We start from the raw sequence: 26,844 nt of genomic DNA, 5'->3' as shown, positions 1-26,844 counted from the left end.
CTACTACAAACTCGGCAACTACCTCACCAACATCAGCAGCGGCTTGGACCCGCACTTCTGACGGGTACTGCCACCGTCGATCAGCCGTCCGCGGTGTCGGGGGTACGGCTGTCGGCCACCGCCGCGGGGGCGTCGGCGAGCGAGAACCTCTCGCGCAGCCGCGAGTAGAACTGCGAGGTGCGCAGGCGTACCAGGTGGGCCAGTTGCGACGCGGGTTGGATCGTCACCCAGTCCCCGGGATCGAGTACGCCGCGCAGTTGGCCGTCCACGCTGACCGCGACCTGGCCCGACTGGTCGAGCACCCGCACCGTCACCGCCTCTTCGGCGGCCAGTACGAGGCTGCGGTTGAAGACCATGTGCGGGGCGACCGGGGTGAACACCAGCGCGCTCAGCCGGGGGGACAGGATGGGGCCGCCGGCAGCGAAGTTGTAGGCGGTGGAGCCGGTCGGGGTCGCGACCACCAGGGCGTCGGCGGAGTAGGACGCGAACAGCGTCTGGTCCAGGTACACCCCGAGGCTGGCCTGCCGGTCGCGGGCGAGCTTCTCGAGGACGATGTCGTTCAGCGCGGTGATGTCGAGGGCGACGCCCGGCTGGTGGTCGGGGTCCGGGGTCCGGGGCAGCGACGGCGGCGGCGGTAGCAGCGGGCCACGCCCGTAGCGCAGCAGCGCCTGCATGTCCTCGGGGATCTCCAACGGCCGGGAGGCGCACAACGTGAGCATCATCCGCCTGTCGAGTTGGACGTTGCCGGAGAAGAACGCGTCCAGCGCGGTGTCGATCTCGGTGGGTTCGACCTCGGTCAGGAACCCCACCCGGCCGACGTTGATGCCGAGCACCGGTACGCCGTCCTTGGCCGCGATCCGAGCGCCCCGGAGGAACGTCCCGTCCCCGCCGATCGTAACGACGAGCGACGGATGCCCGGCCGCCTCGGCCTCCTCGCCCGCGTTGCGGCGGTAGCACCGTTCCCGGTCCCGCTTCCACACGTCGATGGCGCTGACCTCGACGGCGTGCGCCGCCGCCCAACGACGGACGGCACCGGCGGCCTCCACCGCCGCCGCCCGTCCCTCGTGCACCACCAAGCCGATCCGGTTGCCTGTCATGCCCGCTCTCTCGTGTTCACCGCCTGACCGGATGCTCCGGGAGAGGGCCGGCTGCGCCTGCGGTGACCGCGTACCGCGGCCCTCGGGCGGTGAACGATCCGGTCGGCGTCCCGGCTACTGCCTCCATGAGCATGCCTGATCCATCCGCGTCGGCGGCACGCTCCCGGAGGAGCGTGCCGCCGTGACGGGAGGGGGGTCGGTCAGCGTGTGATGTGCCGCCTGCCGTAGAAGCCGGCAACGGCGGCGACAGCGAGCGCGGCGAGCGCTACCTGAATGAGGACCTCGATCCAGTCGACGCCGTCGGTATCTGCCAGGCCCGCGCCACGGGCGATGGCCGTGCCCAGCAGGGCGGCCACCACGCCGATCAGCAGGGTCAGCCAGATCGGGATGTTCTGTTTTCCGGGTACGACCAGGCGTCCGAGCGCGCCGATGATCAGACCCACGATGATCGCGGAGATAATGCCGCCGACGGCCATCTGATGCCTCCAAGCCTCGAGAGGGTGCGACGCCCAGGGACTTGCCCTCCGCGTCGCGTGCCGAAACGTTCCTGTCCCGGCACTGCGCGTACGCCCTACCCGTCCCGTGCGTGGTGGGCCGCGAGGTTAGGGGTGGGTCCGAGTGCGGCCGGGCGGTATCGTGACCGGGCTGGGACCGGGCCGCCCTGGTCGCCGTCTCGGACGGCGAACGGCGGCCGGCGGGGATCCTGGCCTGTCTTTGTTGGCGTTCCTGTTGTAGGTGGTGGTTGTGGTGGCGGTCGGTAAGGTTCTGCGCTTCGACGAGGTCCGGGGCTACGGATTCATCGCACCGTTCGGTGGCGGGGAAGACGTCTTCGTCCACGCGAACGACTTCGGGGAGAAGCGGCACCTGGTGCATCCGGGGATGCAGGTCGAGTACGAGGTGGAGGAGGGCGACCGCGGGCTGAAGGTCGCCACGGTCCGGATCGTGGAGGGGGCGGCGGCACCCCGCTCGGACACCGTCGCGGCCGGTTCGGAGGGGCGCTTCAGGACGGCGGTCGCGGGTGACGACGACGGGATGTGCGACGTGCTCGCGCCCCGGGAGTTCACCACCGAGGTGACGGAGACACTCCTCCAGCACGTGCCGTCGCTGACCGGCGCCCAGATCCTGCAGATCCGCCAGCGGATCCTCGACCTCGCCCGGTCACACGGCTGGATCGAGGCCTGATCGCCGTACGGTGACCAGGTCCGGGTTCATCCGTGCGGCGATCCCGACGGTACCGGCACTGTCGGTGGGGCAGGTTCAGGAGCGTAGGAACGCGTCGGTGGAGGTACGCAGGGCGGAGACGCATGCGGCTGTCGCGGGATGGTCGGCGGCGCCCTGCCGGTAGGCGACCCGGGTACGTCGGTGGGCGGTCAGCGGCCGGAGCCGTACCCCGGGGGGCGGTTGGGTCGCGCCGAGCTGCGGTACGAGTGCGACGCCCTGACCGGCGGCGACCAGGGCGAGCACGGCGATGAAGTCGTCGGCGTGGTGGCGGATCCTGGGGGCGAAGCCGGCGGTGTGGCAGACCCGAACGGCGACGGTGTGGCACAGCGTGCCGGGGCTGCCGACGATCCAGGAGGCGTTTCGGGCGGCCGCGATCGGATCATCGGCCGGGTCGGGGTCCGCGCCGTCGTCGGGTACGGCGAGGAAGACCGTCTCGTCGAGGAGCGCCGTCGAGTCCAGGGCCGGGTCGGGTGCGATCGGCACGATGTCGTAGTCGTGCAGCAGGGCGACGTCCAGGCGCCGGTTCCGTAGCGCGTCCGGCACCGCCACCGGATCGAGTTCGGTGACCATCAGGTCGAGTCCGGGATGGTCGCGGCCCAGCGCGACCAGTGCCGGGGGCAGCAGTGTGCGTACGGCGCTGGGGAAGGCGCCGATGTGGACGGTTCCGGACAGGCCGGCGCGAGCGGCTTCCAGGGTGGCGGTGGCGGCCTCCAGGGCGGCGAGCACCGTTTCGCTGTGCCGCGCGAGCGCCGCTCCGGCGGGGGTGAGCCGGACACTTCGGCCGCTGTGTTCCAGCAGCGGGACGCCCGCCTCCCGTTGCAGCGCAGTGAGCTGCTGTGACACGGCGGACGGGGTGTAGGCGTGGGCCCTGGCGACCGCGGCGATGGTGCCGAGCTGGGCCAGGTCGCGCAGCAGCCGGAGCCGGCGTACGTCAAGCATCAGCTCAGCTTACGTTTTGGTGAAGGAACGTGAACTGGTTCTTTCTCGTCTTCCGGGGGACGCTGGGGCCATGACGCTGACCGGCCTGTACGTTCCGTTGATCACCCCGTTCGACGACTCCGGGGCGGTGGCCCGGGGCGCCCTGGAGAGCCTGGCGCACCAGCTGCTGGACGCCGGGGCCAGCGGTCTGGTGGCGCTGGGCACCACCGCCGAACCCGGCTCGCTCACCGTGGCCGAGCAGGACGTGGTGGTCGAGGTGGCCGCGCGGGCCTGCCGTGAACGCGGCGCGCAGCTGCTGGTCGGCGCGCACAGCCCGGAGGCGTTGCGCGGGCTGGCCGATCGGCCGGAGGTGGTGGCCGCGCTGAGCCTGGTGCCGTCGTTCGTCCGCCCCGGCGCGGCCGGGGTGCTCGCCCACTTCGCCCACCTCGCCGCGACAAGTCCGGTGCCGATCGTCGTCTACGACGTGCCACGCCGGACCGGCCAGTACCTGCCGGTGGAGACGCTCCGGCGGCTGGCCGAACTGCCCGGCGTGGTGGGCCTGAAATACTCCCCGGACGGCGTCAACGCCGACACCGTCGCGCTGTTCGCCGACCCGCCCGCCGGCCTGGCGATCCTCGGCGGCGAAGACACTTTTCTCTCGGCCCTGCTCGCCCTCGGCGCGCACGGCGGCATCGTGGCGTCGGCGCATCTGGCCACCGCCGAGTACGTCCGGCTGATCGCGCTGTGGCAGGCCGGTGACGTCGCCGCCGCCCGAGCACTGGGCGGGCGGCTCAGTGTCCTGTCGACGGCCCTGTTCGCCGAGCCGAACCCGACGGTGATCAAGGCGGTGCTGCACGCGGAGGGTCGCATTCCGAGCGCGGCGGTACGACTGCCACTGCTGGCCGCCGGGCCGGACACCACCGCGACGGCGTACGCCCACCTCGACGCGCTGACGTCGCCCAGTACCGGCCGCCCGGCGGCGCCCCCCGAACCGGCCGTCGCCGGGTGACGGCGCCACGGACCGGACAGGGGTGCACATGCCGGGGCCGCCCCGCTCCGGATCGACGTGCCGCCGAGCAGGGAGGTCGATGATGCAGGCGGGCTTCCAGATCCGGGCGGGCGCCGCCGGCAGCGGCGTCATCCTGCACGTTCCGCACGCCGGGCGGCTGATCCCACCGAGCGTGCGGCGACGGCTGCTGCTCGACGACCCGGAACTGGAGGCGGAACTGGACCGGATGACCGACGCGCAGACCGACCTCGTCGCGGCCCGAGCGGCGGCGACCGCCGGGCGTACGCCGTGGACGTTCGTGAACCTGCTGTCCCGATTGGTCGTCGACCCCGAGCGCTTCCCCGACGACCGGGAGTCGATGCGGGCGGTGGGGATGGGCGCGGTCTACACCCGTACCAGCGACGGCCGACCGCTGCGCGAGGACGAACCGGCCGCCGAGGAGGAGCTGCTGGACCGCTGGTACCGGCCGTACAGCAGGGCGATGACGGACCTCGTGGACGCCCGACTTACCTCGACGGGGCGGGCGACCATCGTCGACGTCCACTCGTATCCGAGCGCGCGGCTGCCGTACGAGATCGGTGCCGCCGCACGGCCGGCGATCTGCCTGGGAACCGACCCGGACCACACGCCCGGCTGGCTGCTGTCGGCCGCCCGGCAGGCCTTCGCCGGCCACGGTGACGTCGAGGTCGACTCGCCCTTCGCGGGCTGCTACGTACCGCTGCGGCACTACCGCCGGGACCGTCGGGTACACGCGCTGATGGTGGAGATCCGCCGGGACCGTTACCTGGTCGAGCCCGGCGGACCGGCCACCGGCGGACTCGCCACCCTGGGAAGCGCCCTGGCGACGCTCGTCGATGCGGTCGACGCCCGCAGCTGATGTCTACGAGCGCTGGCCGAGCAGCCGGGTGGCCAGCACAGCGGCCTGGGTACGACGTTCCAGTCCCAGCTTCGCCAGCAGGCTCGACACGTAGTTCTTCACGGTCTTCTCCGCGAGGAACATCTTCGCGGCGATCTCGCGGTTGGTCAGCCCTTCGGCGACGTGTCCCAGGATCCGGCGCTCCTGCTCGGTCAACGTCGCCAGTTCGCGCGGCTGCTCGACGCCGTTGCGGATCCGCTCCAGCACCCGCTGGGTCACCGCCGGGTCGAGCAGTGACTGGCCCGCCGCCACCCGGCGGACCGCGTCGACGAGGTCGGTGCCACGGATCTGCTTGAGCACGTACCCGGCGGCGCCAGCCATGATCGCGGCGAACAGCGCCTCATCGTCCTCATAGGAGGTGAGAATGAGGCCCCGGATCGAGGAGTCGACGGTACGGACGTCCCGACACACGTCGATTCCACTGCCGTCGGGCAACCTCGCGTCGAGGATCGCCACATCCGGCCGCAACGCCGGGATACGCGTCGTGGCCTCACGCGCCAACCCCGACTCGCCCACCACCTCGATATCACCGGCGGCGTGCAGCAGGTCGGCCAGGCCACGGCGGACAACCTCGTGGTCGTCGAGGAGGAAGACACGGATCATCATTCTTTTGTACCGGCTGGTCCTCGGAGGGCACAGGGCCGAAGGTCCCGTTACCAGCGGACGGACGGGAACCCGGGCCCACTTCCATCCGGACCGGGTATGGGCAACGAGGCTGGCCGTAGCCGATCCGCGAGGTCGACGAGGTGATCGGGATTGCCGACCGCAGGACCTCCGAGTAGGGCCGAGGTCCCCCGGGAGGAGGGATTTGGTCCCGCCGGACGGGTGCCCTGTGGGCCTACTGGCGCCGCGTCGTTGGCGGTCAACTGTAGTTGAACGCCGGCCGACCGGGTCGGCGACAGAATCGGAGGATGCAATGACCGCCATCGTTCCCCCGCGTATCGACGCCGCCTACCGCAATGCGCCGGAGACCGGATCGGTGGCGCGGAGTGTCCGCACTCCGGGCACCGGTCCAGTCGGTGCGAGGAGCACCGGCGGCGAGTCCATCGGCACGACTGGTGCCGAGTCGACCGGTGGTGGCGCCACCGCCCGCGCAGTGGCGACGTACTCCTGGTTCGGCGCCCGCATCGGAATGGGGGTCATCTTCCTGTGGGCGTTCGTGGACAAACTGTTCGGCATGGGCTACGCGACCCCGGACGCTAAGGGCTGGATCGACGGCGGGAACCCCACGAAGGGCTTCCTGTCCGGGGCGGAGGGGCCGTTCGCCGGCCTCTACCATGACCTGGCCGGTACGGCGTTCGCCAACCTCGCCTTCATGGTTGGCCTGGCCGCAATCGGCGTGGCCCTGCTCCTCGGCATCGGGATGCGGATCGCCGCCGCCGCAGGCGCCCTGATGCTCACCATGATGTACACCGTCGTGCTGCCCCCCGAGACCAACCCGGTCATCGACGACCACCTCGTCCTGGCCGTGCTGCTCATCGGGATCGCCGCAGCCGGCGCCGGCGCCACCTTCGGCCTCGGCCGATGGTGGACCAGCACCAGACTGGTCAAGAGACTGCCCTGGCTCACGTAGAACGCGGGAACCCGCAGGGCCGGCACGCCACCAGGGCGTGCCGGCCCTGCGGGACTCAGGCGTCGAGGGTGTCGATGACCTGTGCCGTCGGCAGCCGCGGAGTGTGTGGCGGGCCGGCGTGTTCCGGAGCGGCGATCCCGAGTCGGAGCACCAGGTAGGGGTGGCCGAGACCGGCCAGCAGGACGCGAAGGGTCTGTCGGGTGCTGGCCACCTCGATGACGCCGCTGAGGGGTACTACGGACACCCCGAGTTCGGTGGCCCGCAGCCACCCGGCCGAGAGCGCCTCGCCGGCGCGTAGCCAGTCTCGTGGATCGTCCCCGTCACCGTAGAGCACGGCGTAGACAGCGGTCCGATCATGTCCGGGGCCGATCGGCAGCGTTCCGGGCCGGCCGAAGTCCCGGCCGGGGACGGTTGTCTCCGGCTCGCGCTCGGGAAGCACCTCTGCCGGCAGGCCGGCGCCCGCCGGCCGGTTCCGTCCGGTCCAGTATTCGAGTTCTTCGCGAGTCCCCGGGTCGGCACCCTCCGTCGCGCCGGCCCGGGACGCCGCAGCCGCCAGTTCGAGGATCTGGTCGTCCGACAGCAGCTGGATACGCGCATCGGTGGACACCGCTTTCCCGATGGCACGCAGTGCGTCTGCCGGCACCGTCTGGTCGCTGACGGGCCGCCGGTCGGTGTGCCGGACCCGTGTGGTCCGCGCGAGCCGCCTCGCCTCCGCGGTGACCGGCGTCCTGCCGGTCAGCCGAACCTGGGCGAGGAGATCAGGCTGGGCGGGATTGGGTAGCCGATCCGTCTCGGCGGTCCAGCCCTGCGCGGCGAGGGCGACCCGGGCATGGTGCAGCGCCGCTCCACAGCTGATCAGCAGAAGATGGCCCGGTGGGTCGGCCGCAGTCAGTTGCCTGCTGCGGTCGGCGAACAGTTCGAGCCGGTCCGCGAGGATCCGCCACCGCCACGGCTGCGTGTTGTGCACGGACGGTGCGTATCCGGCCGCCGTAGCCGCGGTCGCGAGGGCGACCACGCTCTGATCCTCGGCGTTGTCCTGGTTCATCGTCGCCATCCTTCGGGTCGGTCCGACGCTCAAGCCTCGCGCCGTCGACTGGCCGCCGACAATGGCCAACGTCCCCGGGCGCCGGGACCTTCGGCCCGGTGGCCCGCCCCGGCTCGCGCCTTCCGACCGCCGGTGTTCGTTTCGCTGAGGCAGGTGCCGGGGTGGCTTTTCTCCGGTGCGCCGGTAGGCGGGCCGCCCCGCCGGGGGAAGATCTGGTAGATGCCGATGCGCGGAGACATCATCGAGGTCCCCCGCGGGCCGTAGGGAAGGTCAGGTGAGTCGTGGCGCCCAGTGTGTACGTCGCCGGGGTCGGCCCGAGCGCGGGCAAGGCCGCCGTCGCCCTGGGACTGGCCGAGATGCTGTCCCGGCGGGTCGCCCCGCTGGGCGTCTTCCGCCCGGTGGTGCCCACTTCGCGCGTGGATCCGGTGCTGACCCTGCTCACCAGCCGCTACCCGGTTGCCGCCGGCTACCCCGATTCGTACGGGGTGACAGCCACCCGGGCGGCGGAACTCGCGGCGGACGGGCGCGGAGAGGAGTTGATCGGTCGCATCGTCGAGCGCTACCGCGAGTTGGAGCGCCGCTGCGCCGCCGTTGTCGTCGTCGGCGGGGACGTCACGGACCCCGATGACAGCGCCCCGGGCGGGCCCGACCGGCTGCTGGCCTTCCACGCCCGCCTCGCCACCGAGTTCGGGAGCCTGGTCGTACCGGTGGTGGACGGGCTGGGCGGGACGCCCGAGGCGGTGGCGGCAGCCGCCCGTACGGCGTACCACGGCGTGGTCGAGGCGGGCGCCACGGTGCTGGCGGTGATCGCCAACCGGGTGCCGGCGGGTACACCGGCACCGACCGGCCTGCCGGTGCCCGCGTACGCGATCCCGGAGGTGCCGGCGGTGTCGGCGCCCACCGTGGCGGAGGTGGCGGCGGCGCTCGACGCGACGGTCCTGGCCGGCAGCCCGGCCGCGCTGGACCGTGACGTGCTGGACGTGGTGGTCGGCGCCGCGCACGTGCCGGTGCTCCTCGACCATCTCACCGACGGCTGCCTTCTGATCACTTCCGGGGACCGGGCCGACCTGCTCGTCGCGGCCAGCGCCGCACACGCCGGGGGAGCCGTCACCCTGGCCGGACTGGTGCTCACCCTCGGCGACCATCCCGACCCGCGTGCCGTACGGGTGATCGAACGACTGCACACCGGGCTGGCGATGCTGGTGACCAGGGGCGACAGCTTCCATACCACCGCCGCGGTCGGTCGGATCGAGGGCCGGCTCGCCGTCACCGCGCCCCGGAAGGTCGAGGCGGCGCTGGGTGCCTTCGAGGCCCACGTCGACACGGCCGAACTGTCCCGCCGGCTGGACGTGACCCGCTCTCGGCGGGTCACCCCGTTGATGTTCGAGAACGGTCTCCTCGACCGGGCCCGCGCGCGGCGTCGGCACCTCGTGCTGCCGGAGGGCACGGAGCCGCGGATCCTGCGGGCGGCGGAGACCCTCCTCCGTCGGGGGGTCGCCGACCTGACCCTGCTGGGAGACCCGACGGAGATCAACCGCCGGGCGAGTGAACTCGGGGTCGACGTCACCGCGGCGCGGCTGGTCGATCCCGAGACGAGTGACTGGCGCGACGGCTTCGCCGCCCGTTACGTGGAACTGCGTCGGCACCGGGGTGTGACCCTGGACCTGGCGTACGACGTGGTGCGCGACGTGAACTACTTCGGCACCCTGATGGTCGAGGCCGGGTCGGCCGACGGCATGGTCTCTGGCGCCACCCACACCACCGCGGCGACGATCCGGCCCGCATTCGAGATCATCAAGGCCGAACCGGGCGTGTCCGTCGCCTCCAGCGTCTTCTTCATGCTGCTCGCAGACCAGGTCCTGGTGTACGGCGACTGCGCGGTCAACCCCGATCCGGACGCGTCCCAGCTCGCCGACATCGCGCTGTCCAGCGCCGACACCGCCGCCCGGTTCGGTATCGAACCGAGGCTCGCCATGCTCTCGTACGCCACCGGCAGTTCGGGCGTGGGCGCGGACGTGGACAAGGTCGCCGAGGCCACGTCGCTGGTCCGGACCCGCCGCCCCGATCTGCTGGTGGAGGGGCCGATCCAGTACGACGCGGCCGTCGACCCGACGGTCGCGGAGGCGAAACTGCCGGGCAGCCCGGTCGCGGGCCGCGCCACGGTGCTCGTCTTTCCGGACCTCAACACCGGGAACAACACGTACAAGGCGGTGCAGCGCTCGGCCGGGGCGGTCGCGGTCGGCCCGGTACTGCAGGGACTGCGCCGCCCGGTCAACGACCTGTCCCGGGGCGCCACGGTCAAGGACATCGTCAACACGGTGGCCATCACGGCGATCCAGGCTGCCGGGGAGGAAAGCCCGTGACGAGGGTACTGGTGCTCAACTGCGGTTCCTCGTCGCTGAAGTACCGGATCTTCGACGGCGACCGGAGCGTGGACCGGGGCCTGGTGGAGCGGATCGGTGAGCCCGGCGGTGGTGCACCGGACCACTCGTCGGCGCTGCGCGACGTGCTGGCCCACGCGGACCTGGAGAGCCTGGATGTCGTCGGTCACCGGGTCGTGCACGGCGGTGCCGACTTCACCGGGCCGACCGTCGTGGACGACGAGGTCGTCGCGGCCATCGAACGGTTGGTTCCGCTGGCGCCGCTGCACAATCCCGCCAACCTGACCGGGATCGCGGTGGCCCGACGACTACTGCCGGGGGTGCCGCAGGTGGCGGTCTTCGACACGGCGTTCCACGCCACGTTGCCTCCGGCGGCCGCGACGTACGCGGTGGACATCGACGTGGCCCGACGGCTGCAGATACGCCGCTACGGTTTCCACGGCACGTCGCACGCGTACGTCGCCCGGCACACCGCGCGGCTACTGGGTCGCCCGCCGGAAGGACTCGACCTGATCACCCTGCACCTGGGCAACGGGGCGAGCGCCTGCGCCGTGTCCGGCGGACGCAGTGTCGCCACCTCGATGGGGCTCTCGCCGCTGGCGGGCCTGGTCATGGGCACCCGCAGCGGCGACCTGGATCCGGCGGTGCTGTTCCACCTGCACCGGGTGGGTGGCCTTCCGGTGGATGCGATCGACGATCTGCTCAACCACCGCAGTGGCCTGCTCGGGCTGACCGGCGACAACGACATGCGCGCCGTGCTGCGCCGCCGTGCGGCCGGCGACCCCGCCGCCGGTCTCGCCTTCGACGTGTACTGCCGACGGATCAAGGAGTACGTCGGCGCCTACCTCGCGGTGCTCGGCCGGCTGGACGCGGTCACCTTCACGGGTGGCGTCGGCGAGAACGCGGCCGCGGTACGCGCCGCCGCGCTGGCCGGGCTCGAGGGTCTCGGGATCGTCGTCGATCCCGAGCGTAACGAGCGGGCCGGGTCGGTCATCTCGCCGCCGACGGCGCCGGTGGCGGTCTGCGTCGTGCCGACCGACGAGGAAAGGGAGATCGCCGAGCAGGCCCAGACGGCGCTGTCGGGCCAGCCGAACCCGTCGGGCTCGTGACGGGTTACGAACCCGGGCCGAAAGACCCGCCGGGGAACGACTTTGGCCCCCGCCCCCGTGGGCCGCAGAGGACATACGGTGGAGGCGATGGGGCACCGGTGCCCGTTCCGGGTCTGCCGGGGGACCGGGCCGGGGTGTTCCGACCGGATCGACGGCGAGGCACTCCTCGGGAGGGGAACGAGCGTGACAACGGTGACGAACGACCAGTTCGGGACGGTGCACGATGATCCGATCCTGCGTATCCTCGCGGCGCCGGACGAGACGGAGGTCGCGCACCTGGACGCGTGGTGGCGGGCGAACAACTACCTGACCATCGGGCAGATCTACCTGCGGGACAATCCGCTGCTCCGCGTGCCGCTTACGGCCGGGCACATCAAGCCACGGCTGCTGGGACACTGGGGGACCAGCCCGGGACTGTCACTGATCTACGCCCACGTCTCGCGGCTCATCAGATTGACGGGTCAGCAGGCGATCTACCTCGCCGGCCCGGGGCACGGTGGTCCGGCGCTGGTGGCCGCCGGGTACCTCGAAGGCACCTACAGCGAGATCTATCCCGAGGTCTCGCAGGACGAGGCCGGCCTGCTGCGACTGTTTCGGCAGTTCTCCAGCCCGGGCGGCATCCCCAGCCACGTCTCGGTGACGACCCCCGGATCGATCCACGAGGGCGGCGAACTCGGCTACGTCCTCGTCCACGCCTATGGCGCCGTGATGGACAACCCCGACCTGCTCGCGATCGCCGTGGTCGGCGACGGCGAGGCGGAGACCGGCCCGCTGGAGGGCTCGTGGAAGGGCGTCTCCTTCGTCAACCCGGCCCGCGACGGCGCCGTTCTGCCGATTCTGCACCTCAACGGGGCGAAGATCGCCGGACCGACCGTCCTGGCCCGCAAGGACCCGGCCGAGGTCGGGTCACTGCTGCAGGGACACGGGTACGACGTCATCGAGGTCGAGGGCGACGACCTCCCCGGCATGCACCATCGGTTCGCGGAAGCCCTCGCCTCCGCGTGGGCAAGGATCCGGACGATCCAACGATCGGCCCGTGGCGGTGGCTGGGACGGTACGCGACCGCGCTGGCCGCTCATCGTCCTCCGCTCTCCCAAGGGCTGGACCGGACCGGACGAGGTCGACGGGATCAAGGTCACCGGCACCTGGCGGTCACACCAGGTTCCGCTGTCCGGAGTCCGGGACAACCCGGAGCACCTGGCGATCCTGGACCGGTGGCTGCGCTCGTACCGGCCGGAGGAACTCTTCGACGACACAGGTGCGCCCGTCGCCGCCGTGCGGGATCAGGCGCCGTCGGGAGAACTGCGGATGAGCGCCTCCCCGCACGCCAACGGCGGCCTGCTCACCCGCGACCTGGATCTGCCCGACTTCCGCGACTACGCGGTCGAGGTGAGCGCGCCCGCCGAGTTCCGGGCCGAGTCGACCCGAAAGCTCGGCGAACTTCTCCGCGACATCTACCGCCGCAACCCGGACACGTTCCGGCTGTTCTGCCCCGACGAGACGAACAGCAACCGGCTCGGTGCCGTCTTCGAGGTATCGGACCGGTGTTTCATGGAACAGGTCGACGACGAGGATGTGGCGCTCGGACGCGATGGCCGGGTGATGGAGGTGCTGTCCGAGCACAACTGCCACGGCTGGTTGGAGGGCTACACGCTGACCGGTCGGCACGGCATGTTCGCCACCTACGAGGCTTTCGCCATGGTGAGCGCGTCGCAGACCGTCCAGCACGGCAAGTGGCTCCAGGAGGCCAAGCACCTGCCGTGGCGGGCGAAGGTGCCCAGCCTGAACGTGCTGCTCACCTCGACGGCGTGGCGCAACGACCACAATGGTTTCTCCCACCAGGGCCCCGGCCTCATCCAGGTGGTGCTCACCCAGCGCGGTGACGTCGCCCGCGTGTACCTTCCGCCGGACGCGAACTGCCTGCTGTCCGTCTCGGACCACTGCTTCCGCTCCCGCTCGTACATCAACCTGATCGTCATCGACAAACAGCCCCAGCTGCAGTGGCTGTCGATGGACGACGCGGTCGAGCACTGCGCTCGCGGTGCGGGGATCTGGGACTGGGCCGGCACCGACGACGGCACCACGGACCCGGACGTCGTTCTCGCCTGCGCCGGTGACGTCGTCACCATGGAGACGGTCGCAGCGGCGCAGATTCTGAAGGAGCGCCTGCCCGGAATGAAGGTACGTGTGGTCAACGTCGTGGACCTGATGACGCTGATCCGACCGAAGGATCACCCGCACGGGATGAGTCCCACACTGTTCACCGAGTTGTTCACCGACACCGTGGACGTGGTGTTCGCCTTCCACGGCTATCCCGGCGCCATCCATCAGCTCGTGCACGGCCGGCCCGACACGGATCGGTTCCGGGTGCGTGGATTCATCGAGCAGGGCACGACCACGACCCCCTTCGACATGACCGTGCGCAACAGGGCGTCCCGGTACCACCTGGTCATGGACGCGATCAACAACGCCGGGCGGCTGCCTCGCGGCGCCGCCGAGCTGAAGGAGTGGTGCGTGCGGCAACTCGCGAGGCACGAGGCGTACGTCGTCGAGCACCTGGAGGACATGCCCGAGGTCCGTGACTGGTCACTCGGCGACTGGGCTCAGCAGGGTTGAGCCGGTGCCCGCCCCTGCCGTGCGGGGCAGGGGCGGCGTAGCATCGCCGGGTGACCGAGCCGTCGCGGGTGCCGTCGGACGAGACCGAATTCGGGGCTCCGTCGCTGGGCATCACACCGCTGTCCCGGGTTCGGCTGGACGAGTTGCTCCAGGAGATGCTGGACCGGGTCGGTGAGGTGGTGACCAGCCGGGAGCGGTTGCGCGCGCTGCTGGACGCGGTCGTCGGGCTCAGCGCCGACCTGGATCTGCGCAGTACCCTGGAGCGGATCGTGGCTGCCGCGTGCCGGCTGGCCGGAGCCCGGTACGCGGCACTCGGCGTCGTCGGGCCCGATCGACAGTTGACCGAGTTCATCACGCACGGCATCGACGCGCGGACACAGGCCCGGATCGGCGATCTGCCGCACGGCCGGGGTGTGCTCGGCCTGCTCATCGCCGACCCACGTCCGGTACGTATGCCGGACATCACCAGGCATCCGCAGTCGTACGGCTTCCCGCCGAACCATCCGCCCATGCACGGTTTCCTCGGTGCGCCCATACGGATCCGGGACCAGGTGTTCGGCAACCTCTACCTGGCGGAGAAGCAGGGCGCGTCGGAGTTCACCGACGACGACGAGGAGATCGTGGTGGCGCTGGCCGCCGCCGCCGGTGTGATCATCGAGAATGCCCGCCTGTTCGCCGTGGCGCGTCGGCGCGAGCGCTGGCTGGCTGCGGCTGCCGAGATCACCGGCGTGCTGCTCGGCGAGGTCCGCCGTACCGACGCGCTGCGGTTGATCGCCCGACGGGCCCGCGAGGTCGCCGAGGCGGAGGTGGCTCTGGTGTTGCTCTACGACGACGAGGCCGGACAGTTCACGGTCGAGGTGGCCGAGGTCCCGGACGGCGGGAACACCGACAACCTGGTCGGTACGGTTCTGGTCGCCGCCGACACCGACTTCATCGAGCCGGTGACCCGACGCAGGCAGGCCGTGGTGGAGAGCCTGGCGAAGGCGGCGCCCTGGCCGGTTCCGGTCGGTGGCGGCCCGGCGTTGATCTCACCACTGACGGCCGGTGACGCCCTGCACGGCGTGCTCGTGGTCGCGTTTCCGGCCGGCCAGGGAGCCGAGAGCGACGTCGAGCTCACCTTGCTGGCGACCTTTGCCGGCCAGGCGGCGCTGGCCCTGGAACGGGCCCGGGCGCAGGAGGAGCGGGAGATGCTGGCGGTCCTCGAGGACCGGGAGCGAATCGCCCGGGACCTGCACGACGTCGTGATCCAGCGGCTGTTCGCGATGGGGTTGCAGTTGCAGACGGTGGCGCCGCTGGCCGGTCGGGCAGAGGTGCGGCAGCGGCTCGACGCCACCGTCGACGACCTGGACTCGACGATTCGGGACATCCGGCGGGCGATCTTCGAACTTCGTACACCGATGACCGCCGCACTTCGTACCGAGATCCGGAACATGGTCGCCGGTTGTGCCGAGGCGCTGGGATACCGTCCGACGCTGGAGATGTCCGGCCCGGTCGACAGCGCCGTACCCGACCCGCTCCGCCCCGACCTGCTGGCGGTACTCGGCGAGGCACTGTCCAACGTCGTACGTCATGCCCGGGCGAGCCGGGTCACGGTGGGCGTGGACGTGCGCGACGGTGAGCTGGTTATCCGGGTGGCCGACGACGGGGTGGGCGCCGACCCGGCACATGCCCGGGGCGGCCTGGTCAACCTGCGTGAACGCGCCGAGCGGTGGGGCGGCGACCTGGACGTCGGCCCGGGTGAGTCGGCCGGTACCACGATCGTGTGGCGGGTGCCGCTGCACGACCGGTGACCGCCATCGACCCCGGTCCACGCCCAACTGGGCCGCTGACGCCGTTGCCCCCGAAAGAGGTGGACCGTTGAGGCAGCGGGGCCGACGTGCGGTCGACGTCCCACGTCGTCCGGTATCGTCCGATGGTGATTTTCCACATCGCCGAGGCGTCCGACTGGCGGGCGGCGCAGGTGTCGGGGGACTACCGGGTGTCGACCCGGGGGCGGACGCTGGCCGACGAGGGGTTCATCCACGCGTCGTGGCGTGGGCAGGTTCTCGGGGTCGCCCAGGCGTTCTACGCCGACGCCGGTCCGCTGCTGCTGCTGAGCATCGACCCGACCCGGCTGTCCTCGCCGGTACGGGACGACGAGGTGGCGCCCGGGATCGTCTTTCCACACATCTACGGGCCGATCAACCTCGACGCGGTGGTGGCCGTGGCCCCGCTGCGACGGGAAGCCGACGGCAGGTTCGTCCTGCCCACGTGACGGCGGCAGCAGCCGAGGAGGAGAGGAGGAGACGTGGGACACGCACCCTGTCGGCCGTGCCACCTGGACGTCAACCGCGCCTGAGGATCTACCCTCTGCTGCATGGCAGTCATCCAGGGGGATCGAAAGACCTTCTATCAACTGTTGGTCAACACCCTGCTGGTGTCGGTCATCAACTTCACCGTCTGGTTCGCGATCACCTTCTACGTGTACATCGAGACCCGCTCGGTATTCGCCACCGGGGTGATCTCCGGGATCTTCCTGGTGATGACGGCGCTGACCGGCATCTGGTTCGGCAGCCTGGTCGACCACTATTCCAAGAAGACCGTCATGCAGGTGTCGGCGGCGGTGTCGTTCGTGCTCTACGCCGTGGCCTTCGTCGTCTACCAGGTCACCCCGAAGGAGTCGTTCGGCAATCCGGCGAGCGTCGCTCTCTGGGCGCTCATCGTGCTGCTGATGTTCGGCGTCATCGCGGGCAGCGTCCGGACGATCGCGCTGCCCACGCTGGTGACGGTGCTGATCGCCGAGGAGACCAGGGACCGGGCCAACGGTCTGGTCGGCACCACGTCGGGCGTGAGTTTCCTGGTGACCTCGGTGATCAGCGGCGTGCTCGTGGCGCTCGGCGGCATGTTCTGGGTGCTGGTCCTGGCGCTGGTGGTACTCGCCGTCGCCCTGCTGCACCTGGCCGTCGTCCCGCTGCCGCGTCGCGCGACGGCCCCGGCCGACGGCGAGGTGGCGGTGGCACCGGAGCGCAGGGTGGACCTGCGGGGCACCATGCGGGTGATCGGCGAGGTGCCGGGGTTGAGCGCCCTGATCCTCTTCTCCGCGTTCAACAACTTCCTGGGTGGCGCGTTCATGGCGCTCATGGACGCGTACGGGTTGTCGCTGGTGTCCGTCCAGACCTGGGGGCTGCTCTGGGGGGTGCTGAGCACCGGCTTCATCGTCGGTGGGCTGCTCATCGCCCGGACCGGTCTGGGTCGGAATCCGGTCCGGCTGCTGCTCCTGATCAACGTCGTGCTCTGGACGGTCACCATGCTGTTCCCGCTGCGATCCTCGATCATCCTGCTCGCCGTGGGAATGTACGCGTACATGCTGCTGATGCCGTACGCGGAGGCAGCCGAGCAGACGATCCTGCAGAAGGTCGTCCCCTACGAGCGGCAGGGTCGGGTCTTCGGTTTCGCGCAGAGCGTCGAGCAGGCCGCCTCGCCGCTGACCGCCTTCCTGATCTCGCCGATCGCCCAGTTCGTGTTCCTCCCGCTCATGACCGACGGTGCGGGCGCCCGGCTGATCGGCGGCTGGTTCGGCACCGGCCCCGACCGTGGCCTCGCCCTCGTGTTCGTACTGACCGGCATCATCGGCCTGGTCGCCACGATCGTGGCGCTGCGCAGCGGACCGTACCGGCGGTTGAGTCACCGGTTCATCGCGGGCCCGGTGGCCGCATCCGAGCCGGACCGGTCGGAGTTGAGCCCGGTGGAGAGCTGACGGCCGCCGCCACACGGAAGGTTGACCGTCTCTGTCCGGGGGTGCCGGACGACGTCCTCGGAGATTCACGCGGCCTGTCCCGGAACCTCCTAGCGGCGGCCATCGATACGTGGTAGGAATTTTCCAAGTATCTCCGCCGCGTGTAAAAATCCTCCAAAGGAGACCTGGATGAGAAGGATCATGGCGGGTCTGACCGGGCTCATGATCGCGGTCGCCGGAGCATCGGTGGCGGCCATGCCCGCCCAGGCGGTCGACGCCGGGTCATCGTCACGGCTTCCGGCCGGGACGGCGCCGCTGGCAGCGGCCGGTCCTCAGCCGGGCACCTACACCGGAAGGGGCTTCGACACCTGCACGGCCCCGTCCCAGTCGGTGATGAACACCTGGCGAGCCAGTTCGCCGTACCGTGCGGTCGGCATCTACATCAGCGGCGCCAGCCGCTCGTGCGCCCAGCCGAACCTGACCGCGACCTGGGTGACGAACCAGACCAACAACGGCTGGCGCCTGATCCCCATCGAACTCGACAACCAGGCCCCGTGCGGGACCCGGACACCGAAGATGTCCGGTGACCCGGCCACGGCGCGATCCCAGGGCGCGGGCCGGGCGACGAGCGCGGTGAACGCCGCGCGGGCGCTGGGCATCCCCGCCGGCAGCACGATCTACAACGACATCGAGCAGTACCCGTCGAACGCGTCGTGCAGGGCCGCCGTGCTGTCGTACCTCTCCGGCTGGACCGAACGACTCCACACCCTCGGCTACCTCTCGGGCATGTACTCCAGCGGATCGTCCGGGGTCACGGATCTGTGCGGCGCGTACAACGACCCCTCCTACACCCGCGTCGACCACCTCTGGTTCGCCTGGTGGAACGGCGTCGCGGACACCGACGCCGGCCCGTACTGCCCGGCGGAGTACTACGCCGACCGCCAGCGGCTGCACCAGTACGCCGGTGACGTCTACGAGACCTGGGGCGGCGTGCAGATGCGGATCGACCGCAACTACCTCGACGTCACGGCCGGCGGCCAGCCCGAGCCGCCACAATGGAGCAGCACTGTCGACAACACCACCGCCGACCGGTTCACCGCCAGTGCGAACTGGGGAACCTCGGCCTACTCCAGCCAGCGGTACGGCACCGACTACCGGTTCGCGGACCCGGTCTCGGCCAGCGACGTCGCCTGGTACAGGGTGAACATCCCGGCCACCGCCAGCTACGAGATCTCGGTCTGGTACCCGGCCGACCCCGGCTACAACGACTCGACGCCGTACATCGTGGCCACCACCACGGGCAATCAGACCGTACGCGTCAACCAGCGCACCAACGGCGGCCAGTGGGTGTCGCTCGGGGTCTTCAGTCTGGCCGCAGGGGACGGCGACAAGGTGGGGGTGAGCCGGTGGACGTCCGGCACCGGCTACGTCATCGCCGACGCGGTACGCCTCATCCGGGTCTGATCAGCTGGCAGGGGCGCCGGGCTGGTAGCCGGGCCGGTCGCCGGGCCGGTCCGTGGGCGGGCGGGCGGCCGGCACCAGCAGGAGGGCCGGCAGCAGCACGAGCGGGACGATCAGGAGACCCCGGAGGATGCCGACCCGGTCGCCGAGCAGCCCGACCAGTGGCGGTCCGGCCAGGAAGGCGGTGTAGCCGAGCACGGCCACCACGCTGACCCGGGCCGCCGCGCGATCCTCCTGGTCGGCCGCCGCGCTCATCCCCACCGGAAAGCCGAGCGACGTTCCGAGTCCCCAGAGGACCACTCCGGCCAGCGCCACCGGCCACGGCCCGGACAGCACCGCCGTCGCCGCGCCGAGTGCGGCCAGCACGATGGTGCCGAGCAGCACCGGCACCCGGCCCCAGCGGTCCAGCGCGACGGTGCCGACCGTCCGGCCCACCGTCATCGCCCCGGCGAACACGCCGAAGGCCAGCGCGCCCACCGCTTCGGTCAGCCCGTGGCCGTCGACGAAGGCCAGCGCCAGCCAGTCGTTGGCGGTCCCCTCGGTGAAGGCCATCACCAGGACCAGCAGCCCGATCAGCAGGGTGCGTGGCTCGCGCCAGGCGGCCAGCGTTCCGCTGCCCCGCGCCGGGGTGGTCGCGGTGTCCGTCGGGGTGCCGGTGCTGGCCGGCAGGAACGACCGGACCGCGAGCAACGTGCCGGCCAGCATCACCGCGCCGGCCAGGCAGAGGTGGAGGCCGACCGGCAGCCCGATCCGGGCACTGCCGGCGCCGACGATCGCTCCGGCGATCGTACCCAGGCTCCAGGCCGCGTGGAACCGGGGCATGACGGTGCGGCCGAGTCGCCGTTCGACCGCCGCCGCCTCGACGTTCATGGCGACCTCGCAGATGCCCGAGCCGTAGCCGAGCGCGAAGAGGCCGACCGCGACGGCCGGTACCGCGTGCCAACTGCCGGCGGCGATGCCGGCCAGCGCCACCCCGGTCGCGGCCAGTGCGGTCGCGCCGGCCACCGTGCGGGCCGGGCCCAGCCGGTGCGCCAGCACCCCGGCGGTCGGCAACGCGAGCAGGGCACCCGCCGAGAGGGCCAGTAGCAGCAGGCCCAACCGTCCCGGAGTCAGCCCGAGCGCGTCCCGGGCCGCCGGAAGCCGGGAGAACCACGAGGCGACGGCGAGGCCGTTGAGTCCGAACACGACGGCGACGCCGGTCCGGGCCGCGAGGACCCGCGCCGGTACGGTCGGCGGCCGGAGCGTGCCGGCGGCACCGGGAGAAGGGGTCACCGGGTACGGCCTCCGCTCTCGGCTGTTCGGCGTGCGTCGACTCCTCGGGCGGGAGGTCGCTGACGAGATCGCACCCCTGAGAACGCTCCCAACGCAAGCAGGCGCCGGTGGGAGCCCGCCGGACTGGCGTACCGCCTCGCGCACCCTGGTGCAGGTGCCACGGCGACGGCGGTGCTGGGCGGCTCGCCGCTGCCCGGGCCACGGGTGCATCATTTTCCCATGTGCCACCGTGATCGTACCGTTGCGCCGCCACCACGCCCGGACCAGTTTCCGCGCGGGGGCGGGCATGGCTAGGCCGCTTCCGCAGCGGGCCACCCTGGAGGACGTCGCCCGGGTCGCCGGGGTTTCCCGGTCGACGGCGTCCCGGGTCCTCACCGGGTTCGGCGCCGCCTCTCTCTCGGCCCGGGACCGGGTCGCCGCCGCAGCCGAACAGCTCGGCTACGCGCCGGACCCGGCGGCGCGGGCGCTCGCGACCGGTGGCGGGGTGCGGCTCGTCGTGGCGGTCGCCGGCACGGAACCGGGCGTACTGCACGACCCGTACGTCGACCGGGTGGTGCGGGCCGCGGCCGAGGTCTGCGCGCCGCGCGAGGTCGGGGTGTCCCTGGAATGGCTGCCGCTGCACGCGCCGGAGCGACTGCGACGGTTGGCGGAGGACCGCAGCGTCCGTGGAGTGCTCATCGTCAACACCACCGAGCGGATCCTGGCGGCGGTGCCGGCCGCCCTGGACGGCAGGACCGTCTCGATCGGCATAGGTTCTCCCGCCGTGCCGTCGTTCGACGTGGACAACGGGGGTGCGGCGAGCACGATCGTCAGCCACCTGTACGACTCCGGCCGGCGCCGGATCGCGATGGTCACCGGTCCGGACTGGATGCCGTGTACCCGGCGGCCCGTCAGGGCGTACCAGCAGGTGATGGGGGCGGCCGCGCTGCCGATCCGGCTGGTGCCGGGCGATTTCACCGCTGCCGGCGGGCAGGCCGCGATGCTGGCGATCCTGGACCGCTGGCCGGATACCGACGCGGTGTTCGCGAACAGCGACGCGATGGCGTTGGGCGCACTGGCGGTACTGCGTCGGCGCGGTGTCGGGGTGCCGGACGACGTCGCCGTCGCCGGTTTCGACGACGTGCCGTTCGCCGCGCTCAGCGCGCCGGCCCTGACCACGGCGAGCCACCCGGTCGGGCGGATCGCCACGGCGGCCGCGACGGCCGTGCTCGATCGGGCCCGGACGCCGCCGGCCACCGCCTATCCGTCCGAACTGATCCTGCGGGAGAGCGCCTGACGCCGAGGCTCGCTGGTGGATGTCGGCGCGAGGGATGATAAGTACATCGGTTTGATTTAAGGTACGGTCCTCGGTATCCGTGGCGGCGCGACCGGTCGCACGGAGCGCGCGGAAGCGGCGGACCGGCGGCACGTCCGTGCGCGGATCGACGTCGGATCCGGGCCGGTGGCCGGGCGGTTACGCTCATGGCACCCGAAACAGGGAGTACGGGCGTGACGATCGACCAACCGACCGTTCGGCGCGGGACCAACCTTCCCCGGATGGGTGACTTCAACGAGTCGGTCGTGCTCGACGCGATCCGGCGTGCGCCCGACGGGCTGAGCCGGGTGGAGCTCGCGGCCGCGACGGGCCTGTCGGCCCAGACCGTGTCGAACATCTGCCGACGCCTGCTCGACCGGGGGCTCGTGGTCGAGGCGGGCAAGAAGGGCGGGCGGGTCGGCAAGCCCCGCACGGTTCTCCAGGTCAGTCCCGGCGGAAGCTTCGCGATCGGCGTACACCTCGATCCGGCCGTGGTGACCTATGTGGTGCTCGACCTGGTCGGCGCGGTGGTACGCCGGATGCGGCAGCCGACGCCGCAGGTCGTCGACCAGGCCCGGACGCTGGCCGACATGAGCGCCGCCGTCGAGCAGCTCGTCGAGGACTCGGGCATTCCCCGGGACCGCATCCTGGGCCTGGGTGTGGCGGTTCCGGGGCCGATCGACGCGGTGGCCGGCGCGGTCGTCGAACCTCCCCAACTGGCGGGCTGGGAGCGGGTGCCGCTGCGCGACCAGTTGTCCCGGGTCACCGGCTGGCCGGTGGTGATGGACAAGGACGTCATCGCGGCGGCGATCGCCGAGCGGTGGGCCGGCGCGGCCGTGCACTCCGGCAACTTCCTGTTCTTCTATCTCGGTACGGGTTCCGGGATGGGCGTGGTGGTCAACGACGTCGTCCTGCGTGGTGTCTCCGGCAACGCGGGCGAGATCGGCGGGCTGGACGCCAACTGCACGACGTACGCGCTGGTCAACGAGGCCATCGAGCGGCGGGTCCTGGGGCCGGACATGGCGCCGGCGGGGCCCGGTGAGGCGGAGCGGAGCCTGCTCGCCCTGATGGCGCTCGCCGACGCGGGGGACAGCACCGCGCAGAACATCATCCACGGTTGGGCCCGGCGAGTGGGGCTCGGGGTCAGCGCGGCGGCCACGCTCGTCGACTCCGAGTTGATCGTCTTCGGCGGTCCGATCTGGCCGCACCTGTCCCGGCTGTTCCTGCCGGTGATCGACTCCATAGTCGCCTCGTCGCCGTTCGTCGGGAAGATGCACGAGACGACCGTGACCGGTACGGCCCTCGGCGACGATGTCGGCGCGCTGGGTGCCGCCTGCCTCGTGCTGGACCAGGTCCTGTCGGCGCGGCCCCAGTCCCTGCTGCTCGCCTAGGCAGCGCCGGCGGAGCCGGCCCGGGTCACGGCCGGTGCGCGCTGCCGTCCGTGGCGCGCAGCAGCGCCCAGCGGTCGTGGTCGAGCGGTGCGGTGACCGGGTGCCGCCGTGCCGCCGTCTCGTCGAAGTCGACGCCCAGCCCCGGCGCCGGACCGGGGTGGAACCGCCCCGCCACCGGCACCGGCGCGCCCGGAAAGACCTCAAGCGTGGCGTCCCGGAAGGTGGCCGCCTCCTGCACCCCGAAGGCGGGCGAGGAGATGTCGAGGGCCACGTTGGCCGCCTGCCCGACCGGGCTCACGTCGCCGGGGCCGTGCGGGGCGGTCCGTACCCCGAAGAGTTCACAGGCGGCCACCAGCTTGCGGGTCGGGGTCAGCCCGCCGAGCGTCGGGATGCGGATCCGGGCATAGTCGATCACGCGCTGTTCCAGCAGCGGCAGGTACTGCGCGACGTCGGCGTAAAGTTCGCCGACGGCGATCGGGGTGCTGCCGGCCGCGCGCAGTCCGGGGAAGTGGGCGGCGTCCTCGGGGGCGAGCGCGTCCTCGAGGAAGTACAACCGGGCGTCCTCGACCGCCCGGACGAACTGGCGGGCCTGGGCGGGCGTCAGCCGCTCGTGCGCGTCGTGCAGCAGCTCGACGTCGGGGCCGACGCGGTCGCGTACCCCGACCAGTGCCGCAGGAACGTGCCGCAGGTAGGCCAGGCTGTCCCAGGACTCCCGCCGCAGCCGCCGCCGTTCGGCCTGTCGCTCGTCCGTGGGCGCCGTGCCGTAGGTGTCCGTTCCGGGCACGGCCAACTGGACCCGGACGTGCCGGTAGCCCCGCTCCCGGGCGGCGAGGACGAGATCCGCCACCTCGTCGACGTCCACCCCGTCGACGTGGGTGTACGCCTCGGCGTACTCCCGGGCCCGGCCGCCGAGCAGCTGGTACAGGGGGAGTCCGGCCATCTTGCCCTTGATGTCCCAGAGCGCGACGTCGATCGAGGCGAGGGCGTTGTTGGCGATCGAGCCGCCGCGCCAGTACCCGCTGTGCAGCAGCAGCCGGTGCAGGTCCTCGATGTCCGCCGGGTCCCGGCCGAGCAGCATCGGCCCGAGGTAGTCGTCCACGACGGACCGGATGGCGAGGGTCCGCTGGGGATCGCTGGCGCAGCCCAGCCCGTACAGGCCGGGCTGGTCGGTCTCGACCCGGGTGATGACGTACGGGCAGCCCTGTGGGGCGGACAGGAAGGTCCGGACCCGGGTGACCCGGGCACCGCCGACGCCGGGAACGTCCCACGGCGCGGGGGCCAGGACCGCTGCGTGGCCGGAGGATTCCACTGAGGGGGGCGGCGCCATCGCGGTGTGCCTTCCTGGACTCGTCGAGGTTGTTGACACTATATATCAAATTGATTTACGTTCTGTTTCCTTGGCCTGACCAGGAGCCGCCCGCAGGGATGGAAGAGGCGCAGCGTGAACCGATACTTACGTCGAACGGCCCGCACCTACCTCTCGATCGCCACGATCCTCGCGCTCGCCGGCGCGGCCACCGCCTGCAGTCCGGGTGGGGACGACCAGGCGGACGGGAACAAACTGACGATGTGGACGTTCAAGCAGTCCCACGTCGCGGCGCTACAGAAGGCCGCCGAAACCTTCAAGCAGAAGACCGGCATCGCAGTGACCGTCGAGGCGGTCACCCCGGATGACGCGTTCATCGCCCGCGTACAGGCCGCCGCGCAGACCCGTGGCCTGCCCGACGTGTTCGAGGTGCACACCAACGGCGACGACTTCACCTTCGGCGCCGCCGGCCTGTTGGAGGACCTCACCGAGGAAGCCACCTGGACCAACCGCTACCTGCCCTCGGTCGCCGCCGAGGGAACCGTCACCGAGCGGTACTACAAGCAGTCCCAGGACAAGGGCGCGAAGACCGCCGGGATCAAGCTGAACCAGCGGTTCAGCGTGCCGCTGACGATCGGGACCTTCGGCATCGTCTACGCGAACAAGGAACGGCTGACGGCGGCGGGCGTCACCGGGTCGCCGAAGACCTGGGAGGAGTTCGTCGCCGCGCTGGAGGCGGTCCGGAAGGTGCGGCCCGACGACGGTGGGCTGAGCATCGGCTTCCAGGCGCCGACCACCGGCATGGAGTGGCTGATGCAGCCGATGGCCTACGGAAAACTGGGCAAGGCCGGCTTCACCGGGCTGTTCTCCAACGACCCGGCGAAGAACTGGACCTCGGCCGCCGGCCGGGCCGTGCTCCAGACGTACGACCAGGTGACGCCGTACTGGATGCCGGGCACCCAGACCCTGACCATCGACGACGCCGACATCGCGTTCGCCCAGGGACGGTCCTCGTTCGACATCGGTGGCACGTTCACCCTGGCGTTCCTGGTGCAGAACGGGATGAAGGCCGACAACATCGTCACCTTCCCGGTTCCCTCGCCCAGCGGCGGTGCGGTGCCCGAACTGAGCCTGGCGCCGTTCGCCCTGACCGGGCTGTCGGTCTCGGCGACGACGGGGAACAAGGACGGCGCGGTCAAGTGGCTGGACCACCTGGCGCAGCCCGAGGTCGCGGCCCAGTTCGCCAAGGACGCGCTGGACGTACCCCCGGTCGACCTCGGTGCCGATCCGACGGCGACGCTCGGCCCGGTGCTCGGCGCGATGATCAGCTCGTTCGGCTCGGGTGCCCAGGCGTACAACCCGGGTGACACCACCCACCAGCCGCCGTCGTACGACGCGGCGGTGGTGGCCCGGTCGCTGATGGAACTCACCCCGCTGAAGAAGGCGGACGTGCCGACCGCCGGAGCAGGACTACAGAAGATCATCGACGGTTACTGGGCAGGGAAATGACCACCGATGCTCCTCCGTCGCCCGGTGCGGTCACGGTCACCCGTGGCCGCGCCGGGCGGGGCTCCGGACGCCGGCGGCGGTACCAGGTCAGGGAGGTCGCCTGGGCGTACGCCTTCGTGGCCCCGGCGATCGCCCTCTTCGCCGTCATGGGCGTCTACACACTGGTCTGGGGCCTGCAACTCTCCTTCGTACGCTGGAACGGGCTGACACCGACCTGGATCTGGGTCGGCGTCCAGAACTACCTCGACCTGCTCTGGGCCAGTCCGGTGTTCTCGCCGCCGGTACGGGCGGCGGCGACGAACACGGTCTGGGTGATGATCGCGGCACCGCTGCTCACCGTCGTGATCTCCTTTCCGCTGGCCCTCGCCCTGAACCGGGCCCGCCGGTTCGTCGGGCTGCTGCGCTCGGTCTACTTCGTCCCGTACATCACCACCGGGATCGCGGTCTACCTGGCCTGGCAGTACGTCCTGGAGCCCAACGGCGCGATCAACACCCTGCTCGGCGCGCTCGGGCTCGGCTCGCTGGCCCAACCGCAGGGCTGGCTCGGCAACCCCGACACCGCCCTGCCGACGCTGATCGTGATCATGGTCTGGTCCGCGGTTCCCGTCGCGACCCTGCTCTACCTGACCGGGCTGCAGACCATCGACCCATCGCTGACCGAGGCCGCCCAGATCGACGGCGCGGGATGGTGGCGGGTCAACCTCAGCGTGGTGTGGCCGCTGCTGCGCGGCATCACCGCGGTCATCGTGCTGCTCAACCTGCGCGACGCGCTCCAGGGCTTCCAGATCTTCCTCATCATGACCGACGGCGGTCCCGGCGACCACACGAACGTCCTCGGCCTCCAGACGTACCGGCTCGCGTTCCAGTCCGAACTCGCCCCGACGCTGGGGCTCGCCAGCGCCCTGGGCTGGATGCTCTTCCTCGCCGCCCTCGTGCTGGCCTTCGTCAACCTCCGCGTCACCCGGGAGCGGTGATGGCGACCAGTGCCCCGCCGGCCGCGCCCCGGGCCAC

General features: G+C 71.3%; 22 protein-coding genes. 15 read left to right on the top strand and 7 right to left on the bottom strand.

Translation table 11 applies throughout. The annotated features are described in order from the left end of the window. Positions 1–80: 80 nt before the first annotated feature. Positions 81–1,097 carry an NAD(+)/NADH kinase gene (locus tag I0C86_RS20470; protein ID WP_196202874.1) on the bottom strand — a complete coding sequence of 339 codons (1,017 nt, stop codon included), beginning with the start codon at positions 1,095–1,097 and terminating at the stop codon, positions 81–83. 200 nt (positions 1,098–1,297) lie between these two features. Next, positions 1,298–1,573: a GlsB/YeaQ/YmgE family stress response membrane protein gene (locus I0C86_RS20465; protein WP_196202873.1), complete on the bottom strand. Its 276-nt coding sequence runs from the start codon at positions 1,571–1,573 to the stop codon at positions 1,298–1,300. 268 nt (positions 1,574–1,841) lie between these two features. Here I0C86_RS20465 and I0C86_RS20460 point away from each other — a divergent pair, with 268 nt between their 5' ends. Beyond that, entirely contained in the window at positions 1,842–2,279 is a 438-nt protein-coding gene (locus tag I0C86_RS20460; RefSeq protein WP_196202872.1) for a cold-shock protein, read from the top strand. Positions 2,280–2,354: 75 nt separating this feature from the next. Here I0C86_RS20460 and I0C86_RS20455 read toward each other — a convergent pair whose 3' ends face one another. Further along, complete coding sequence (locus I0C86_RS20455) at positions 2,355–3,257, bottom strand: LysR family transcriptional regulator (protein WP_196202871.1); 903 nt, start codon at positions 3,255–3,257, stop codon at positions 2,355–2,357. A 70-nt stretch (positions 3,258–3,327) separates the two neighbouring features. On the opposite strand from I0C86_RS20455, the gene I0C86_RS20450 reads away from it, so the two are divergent. Together I0C86_RS20450 and I0C86_RS20445 are read left to right on the top strand one after the other, a co-directional pair. Further along, positions 3,328–4,245 (top strand): dihydrodipicolinate synthase family protein, encoded by a 918-nt coding sequence (locus I0C86_RS20450; RefSeq protein WP_196202870.1) that lies wholly within the window; start codon positions 3,328–3,330, stop codon positions 4,243–4,245. Positions 4,246–4,324: 79 nt separating this feature from the next. Further along, on the top strand, positions 4,325–5,122 hold the full coding sequence (locus I0C86_RS20445; protein WP_196202869.1) for an N-formylglutamate amidohydrolase: 798 nt from the start codon (positions 4,325–4,327) through the stop codon (positions 5,120–5,122). Positions 5,123–5,125: 3 nt separating this feature from the next. Here I0C86_RS20445 and I0C86_RS20440 read toward each other — a convergent pair whose 3' ends face one another. After that, positions 5,126–5,764, bottom strand: a complete 639-nt coding sequence (locus I0C86_RS20440; RefSeq protein ID WP_196202868.1) for a response regulator — start codon at positions 5,762–5,764, stop codon at positions 5,126–5,128. Positions 5,765–6,077: 313 nt separating this feature from the next. Between I0C86_RS20440 and I0C86_RS20435 the strand changes: the two genes are divergently transcribed. Next, positions 6,078–6,734, top strand: a complete 657-nt coding sequence (locus I0C86_RS20435) for a DoxX family membrane protein (RefSeq protein WP_196202867.1) — start codon at positions 6,078–6,080, stop codon at positions 6,732–6,734. Between the two features lie 55 nt (positions 6,735–6,789). On the opposite strand, the gene I0C86_RS20430 is transcribed toward I0C86_RS20435, so the two are convergent. Then, positions 6,790–7,779, bottom strand: a complete 990-nt coding sequence (locus tag I0C86_RS20430; RefSeq protein ID WP_196202866.1) for an Acg family FMN-binding oxidoreductase — start codon at positions 7,777–7,779, stop codon at positions 6,790–6,792. 281 nt (positions 7,780–8,060) lie between these two features. Between I0C86_RS20430 and pta the strand changes: the two genes are divergently transcribed. The 7 genes from pta (at position 8,061) to I0C86_RS20395 (ending at position 19,064) form a co-directional block, all read left to right on the top strand. Further along, positions 8,061–10,142 carry a phosphate acetyltransferase gene (gene pta / locus I0C86_RS20425; protein ID WP_196202865.1) on the top strand — a complete coding sequence of 694 codons (2,082 nt, stop codon included), beginning with the start codon at positions 8,061–8,063 and terminating at the stop codon, positions 10,140–10,142. After that, complete coding sequence (locus tag I0C86_RS20420) at positions 10,139–11,269, top strand: acetate/propionate family kinase (RefSeq protein WP_196202864.1); 1,131 nt, start codon at positions 10,139–10,141, stop codon at positions 11,267–11,269. The genes pta and I0C86_RS20420 overlap by 4 nt, the downstream gene beginning before the upstream one ends. A 216-nt stretch (positions 11,270–11,485) precedes the next feature. After that, complete coding sequence (locus I0C86_RS20415) at positions 11,486–13,885, top strand: phosphoketolase family protein (protein WP_407676334.1); 2,400 nt, start codon at positions 11,486–11,488, stop codon at positions 13,883–13,885. A 110-nt stretch (positions 13,886–13,995) separates the two neighbouring features. Next, entirely contained in the window at positions 13,996–15,675 is a 1,680-nt protein-coding gene (locus I0C86_RS20410) for a GAF domain-containing sensor histidine kinase (protein ID WP_407676333.1), read from the top strand. Between the two features lie 122 nt (positions 15,676–15,797). Continuing rightward, positions 15,798–16,139 (top strand): DUF952 domain-containing protein, encoded by a 342-nt coding sequence (locus tag I0C86_RS20405; protein ID WP_196202862.1) that lies wholly within the window; start codon positions 15,798–15,800, stop codon positions 16,137–16,139. Positions 16,140–16,241: 102 nt separating this feature from the next. After that, on the top strand, positions 16,242–17,621 hold the full coding sequence (locus I0C86_RS20400; protein ID WP_196202861.1) for an MFS transporter: 1,380 nt from the start codon (positions 16,242–16,244) through the stop codon (positions 17,619–17,621). A gap of 168 nt (positions 17,622–17,789) precedes the next feature. Then, positions 17,790–19,064: a glycoside hydrolase domain-containing protein gene (locus I0C86_RS20395; RefSeq protein ID WP_196202860.1), complete on the top strand. Its 1,275-nt coding sequence runs from the start codon at positions 17,790–17,792 to the stop codon at positions 19,062–19,064. Here the strand turns inward: I0C86_RS20395 and I0C86_RS20390 are convergent, their stop codons facing one another. After that, entirely contained in the window at positions 19,065–20,333 is a 1,269-nt protein-coding gene (locus tag I0C86_RS20390) for an MFS transporter (RefSeq protein ID WP_323373747.1), read from the bottom strand. A gap of 286 nt (positions 20,334–20,619) precedes the next feature. Between I0C86_RS20390 and I0C86_RS20385 the strand changes: the two genes are divergently transcribed. Beyond that, a complete protein-coding gene (locus I0C86_RS20385) occupies positions 20,620–21,609 on the top strand; it encodes a LacI family DNA-binding transcriptional regulator (protein WP_196202859.1) in 990 nt (329 codons plus the stop codon). A gap of 212 nt (positions 21,610–21,821) precedes the next feature. Beyond that, complete coding sequence (locus tag I0C86_RS20380; protein WP_323373746.1) at positions 21,822–23,018, top strand: ROK family transcriptional regulator; 1,197 nt, start codon at positions 21,822–21,824, stop codon at positions 23,016–23,018. A gap of 25 nt (positions 23,019–23,043) precedes the next feature. On the opposite strand, the gene I0C86_RS20375 is transcribed toward I0C86_RS20380, so the two are convergent. Continuing rightward, on the bottom strand, positions 23,044–24,345 hold the full coding sequence (locus I0C86_RS20375) for an enolase C-terminal domain-like protein (RefSeq protein WP_196202858.1): 1,302 nt from the start codon (positions 24,343–24,345) through the stop codon (positions 23,044–23,046). A gap of 114 nt (positions 24,346–24,459) precedes the next feature. On the opposite strand from I0C86_RS20375, the gene I0C86_RS20370 reads away from it, so the two are divergent. Further along, the gene (locus I0C86_RS20370) at positions 24,460–25,833 is read left to right on the top strand and encodes an ABC transporter substrate-binding protein (RefSeq protein WP_196202857.1); all 1,374 of its coding nucleotides are present in this window, start codon (positions 24,460–24,462) and stop codon (positions 25,831–25,833) included. Further along, positions 25,830–26,807: a carbohydrate ABC transporter permease gene (locus I0C86_RS20365; protein ID WP_196202856.1), complete on the top strand. Its 978-nt coding sequence runs from the start codon at positions 25,830–25,832 to the stop codon at positions 26,805–26,807. The genes I0C86_RS20370 and I0C86_RS20365 overlap by 4 nt, the downstream gene beginning before the upstream one ends. Positions 26,808–26,844 lie beyond the last annotated feature (37 nt).

Source organism: Plantactinospora alkalitolerans (assembly GCF_015690345.1).
Lineage (GTDB): Bacteria > Actinomycetota > Actinomycetes > Mycobacteriales > Micromonosporaceae > Plantactinospora > Plantactinospora alkalitolerans.
Note: the sequence above shows the minus strand (reverse complement) of the source record. Positions and strands in the feature narration are given on the sequence as shown.

Bases quoted from the DNA above. Each gene is read 5' to 3' on its own strand.
- I0C86_RS20470 (WP_196202874.1), bottom strand. From the start codon at position 1,097: ATGACAGGCAACCGGATCGGCTTGGTGGTGCACGAGGGACGGGCGGCG.
- I0C86_RS20375 (WP_196202858.1), bottom strand. From the start codon at position 24,345: ATGGCGCCGCCCCCCTCAGTGGAATCCTCCGGCCACGCAGCGGTCCTG.
- I0C86_RS20395 (WP_196202860.1), top strand. From the start codon at position 17,790: ATGAGAAGGATCATGGCGGGTCTGACCGGGCTCATGATCGCGGTCGCC.
- I0C86_RS20440 (WP_196202868.1), bottom strand. From the start codon at position 5,764: ATGATCCGTGTCTTCCTCCTCGACGACCACGAGGTTGTCCGCCGTGGC.
- I0C86_RS20405 (WP_196202862.1), top strand. From the start codon at position 15,798: ATGGTGATTTTCCACATCGCCGAGGCGTCCGACTGGCGGGCGGCGCAG.
- I0C86_RS20465 (WP_196202873.1), bottom strand. From the start codon at position 1,573: ATGGCCGTCGGCGGCATTATCTCCGCGATCATCGTGGGTCTGATCATC.
- I0C86_RS20435 (WP_196202867.1), top strand. From the start codon at position 6,078: ATGACCGCCATCGTTCCCCCGCGTATCGACGCCGCCTACCGCAATGCG.
- I0C86_RS20365 (WP_196202856.1), top strand. From the start codon at position 25,830: ATGACCACCGATGCTCCTCCGTCGCCCGGTGCGGTCACGGTCACCCGT.
- I0C86_RS20400 (WP_196202861.1), top strand. From the start codon at position 16,242: ATGGCAGTCATCCAGGGGGATCGAAAGACCTTCTATCAACTGTTGGTC.
- I0C86_RS20445 (WP_196202869.1), top strand. From the start codon at position 4,325: ATGATGCAGGCGGGCTTCCAGATCCGGGCGGGCGCCGCCGGCAGCGGC.
- I0C86_RS20385 (WP_196202859.1), top strand. From the start codon at position 20,620: ATGGCTAGGCCGCTTCCGCAGCGGGCCACCCTGGAGGACGTCGCCCGG.
- I0C86_RS20455 (WP_196202871.1), bottom strand. From the start codon at position 3,257: ATGCTTGACGTACGCCGGCTCCGGCTGCTGCGCGACCTGGCCCAGCTC.
- I0C86_RS20450 (WP_196202870.1), top strand. From the start codon at position 3,328: ATGACGCTGACCGGCCTGTACGTTCCGTTGATCACCCCGTTCGACGAC.
- I0C86_RS20430 (WP_196202866.1), bottom strand. From the start codon at position 7,779: ATGAACCAGGACAACGCCGAGGATCAGAGCGTGGTCGCCCTCGCGACC.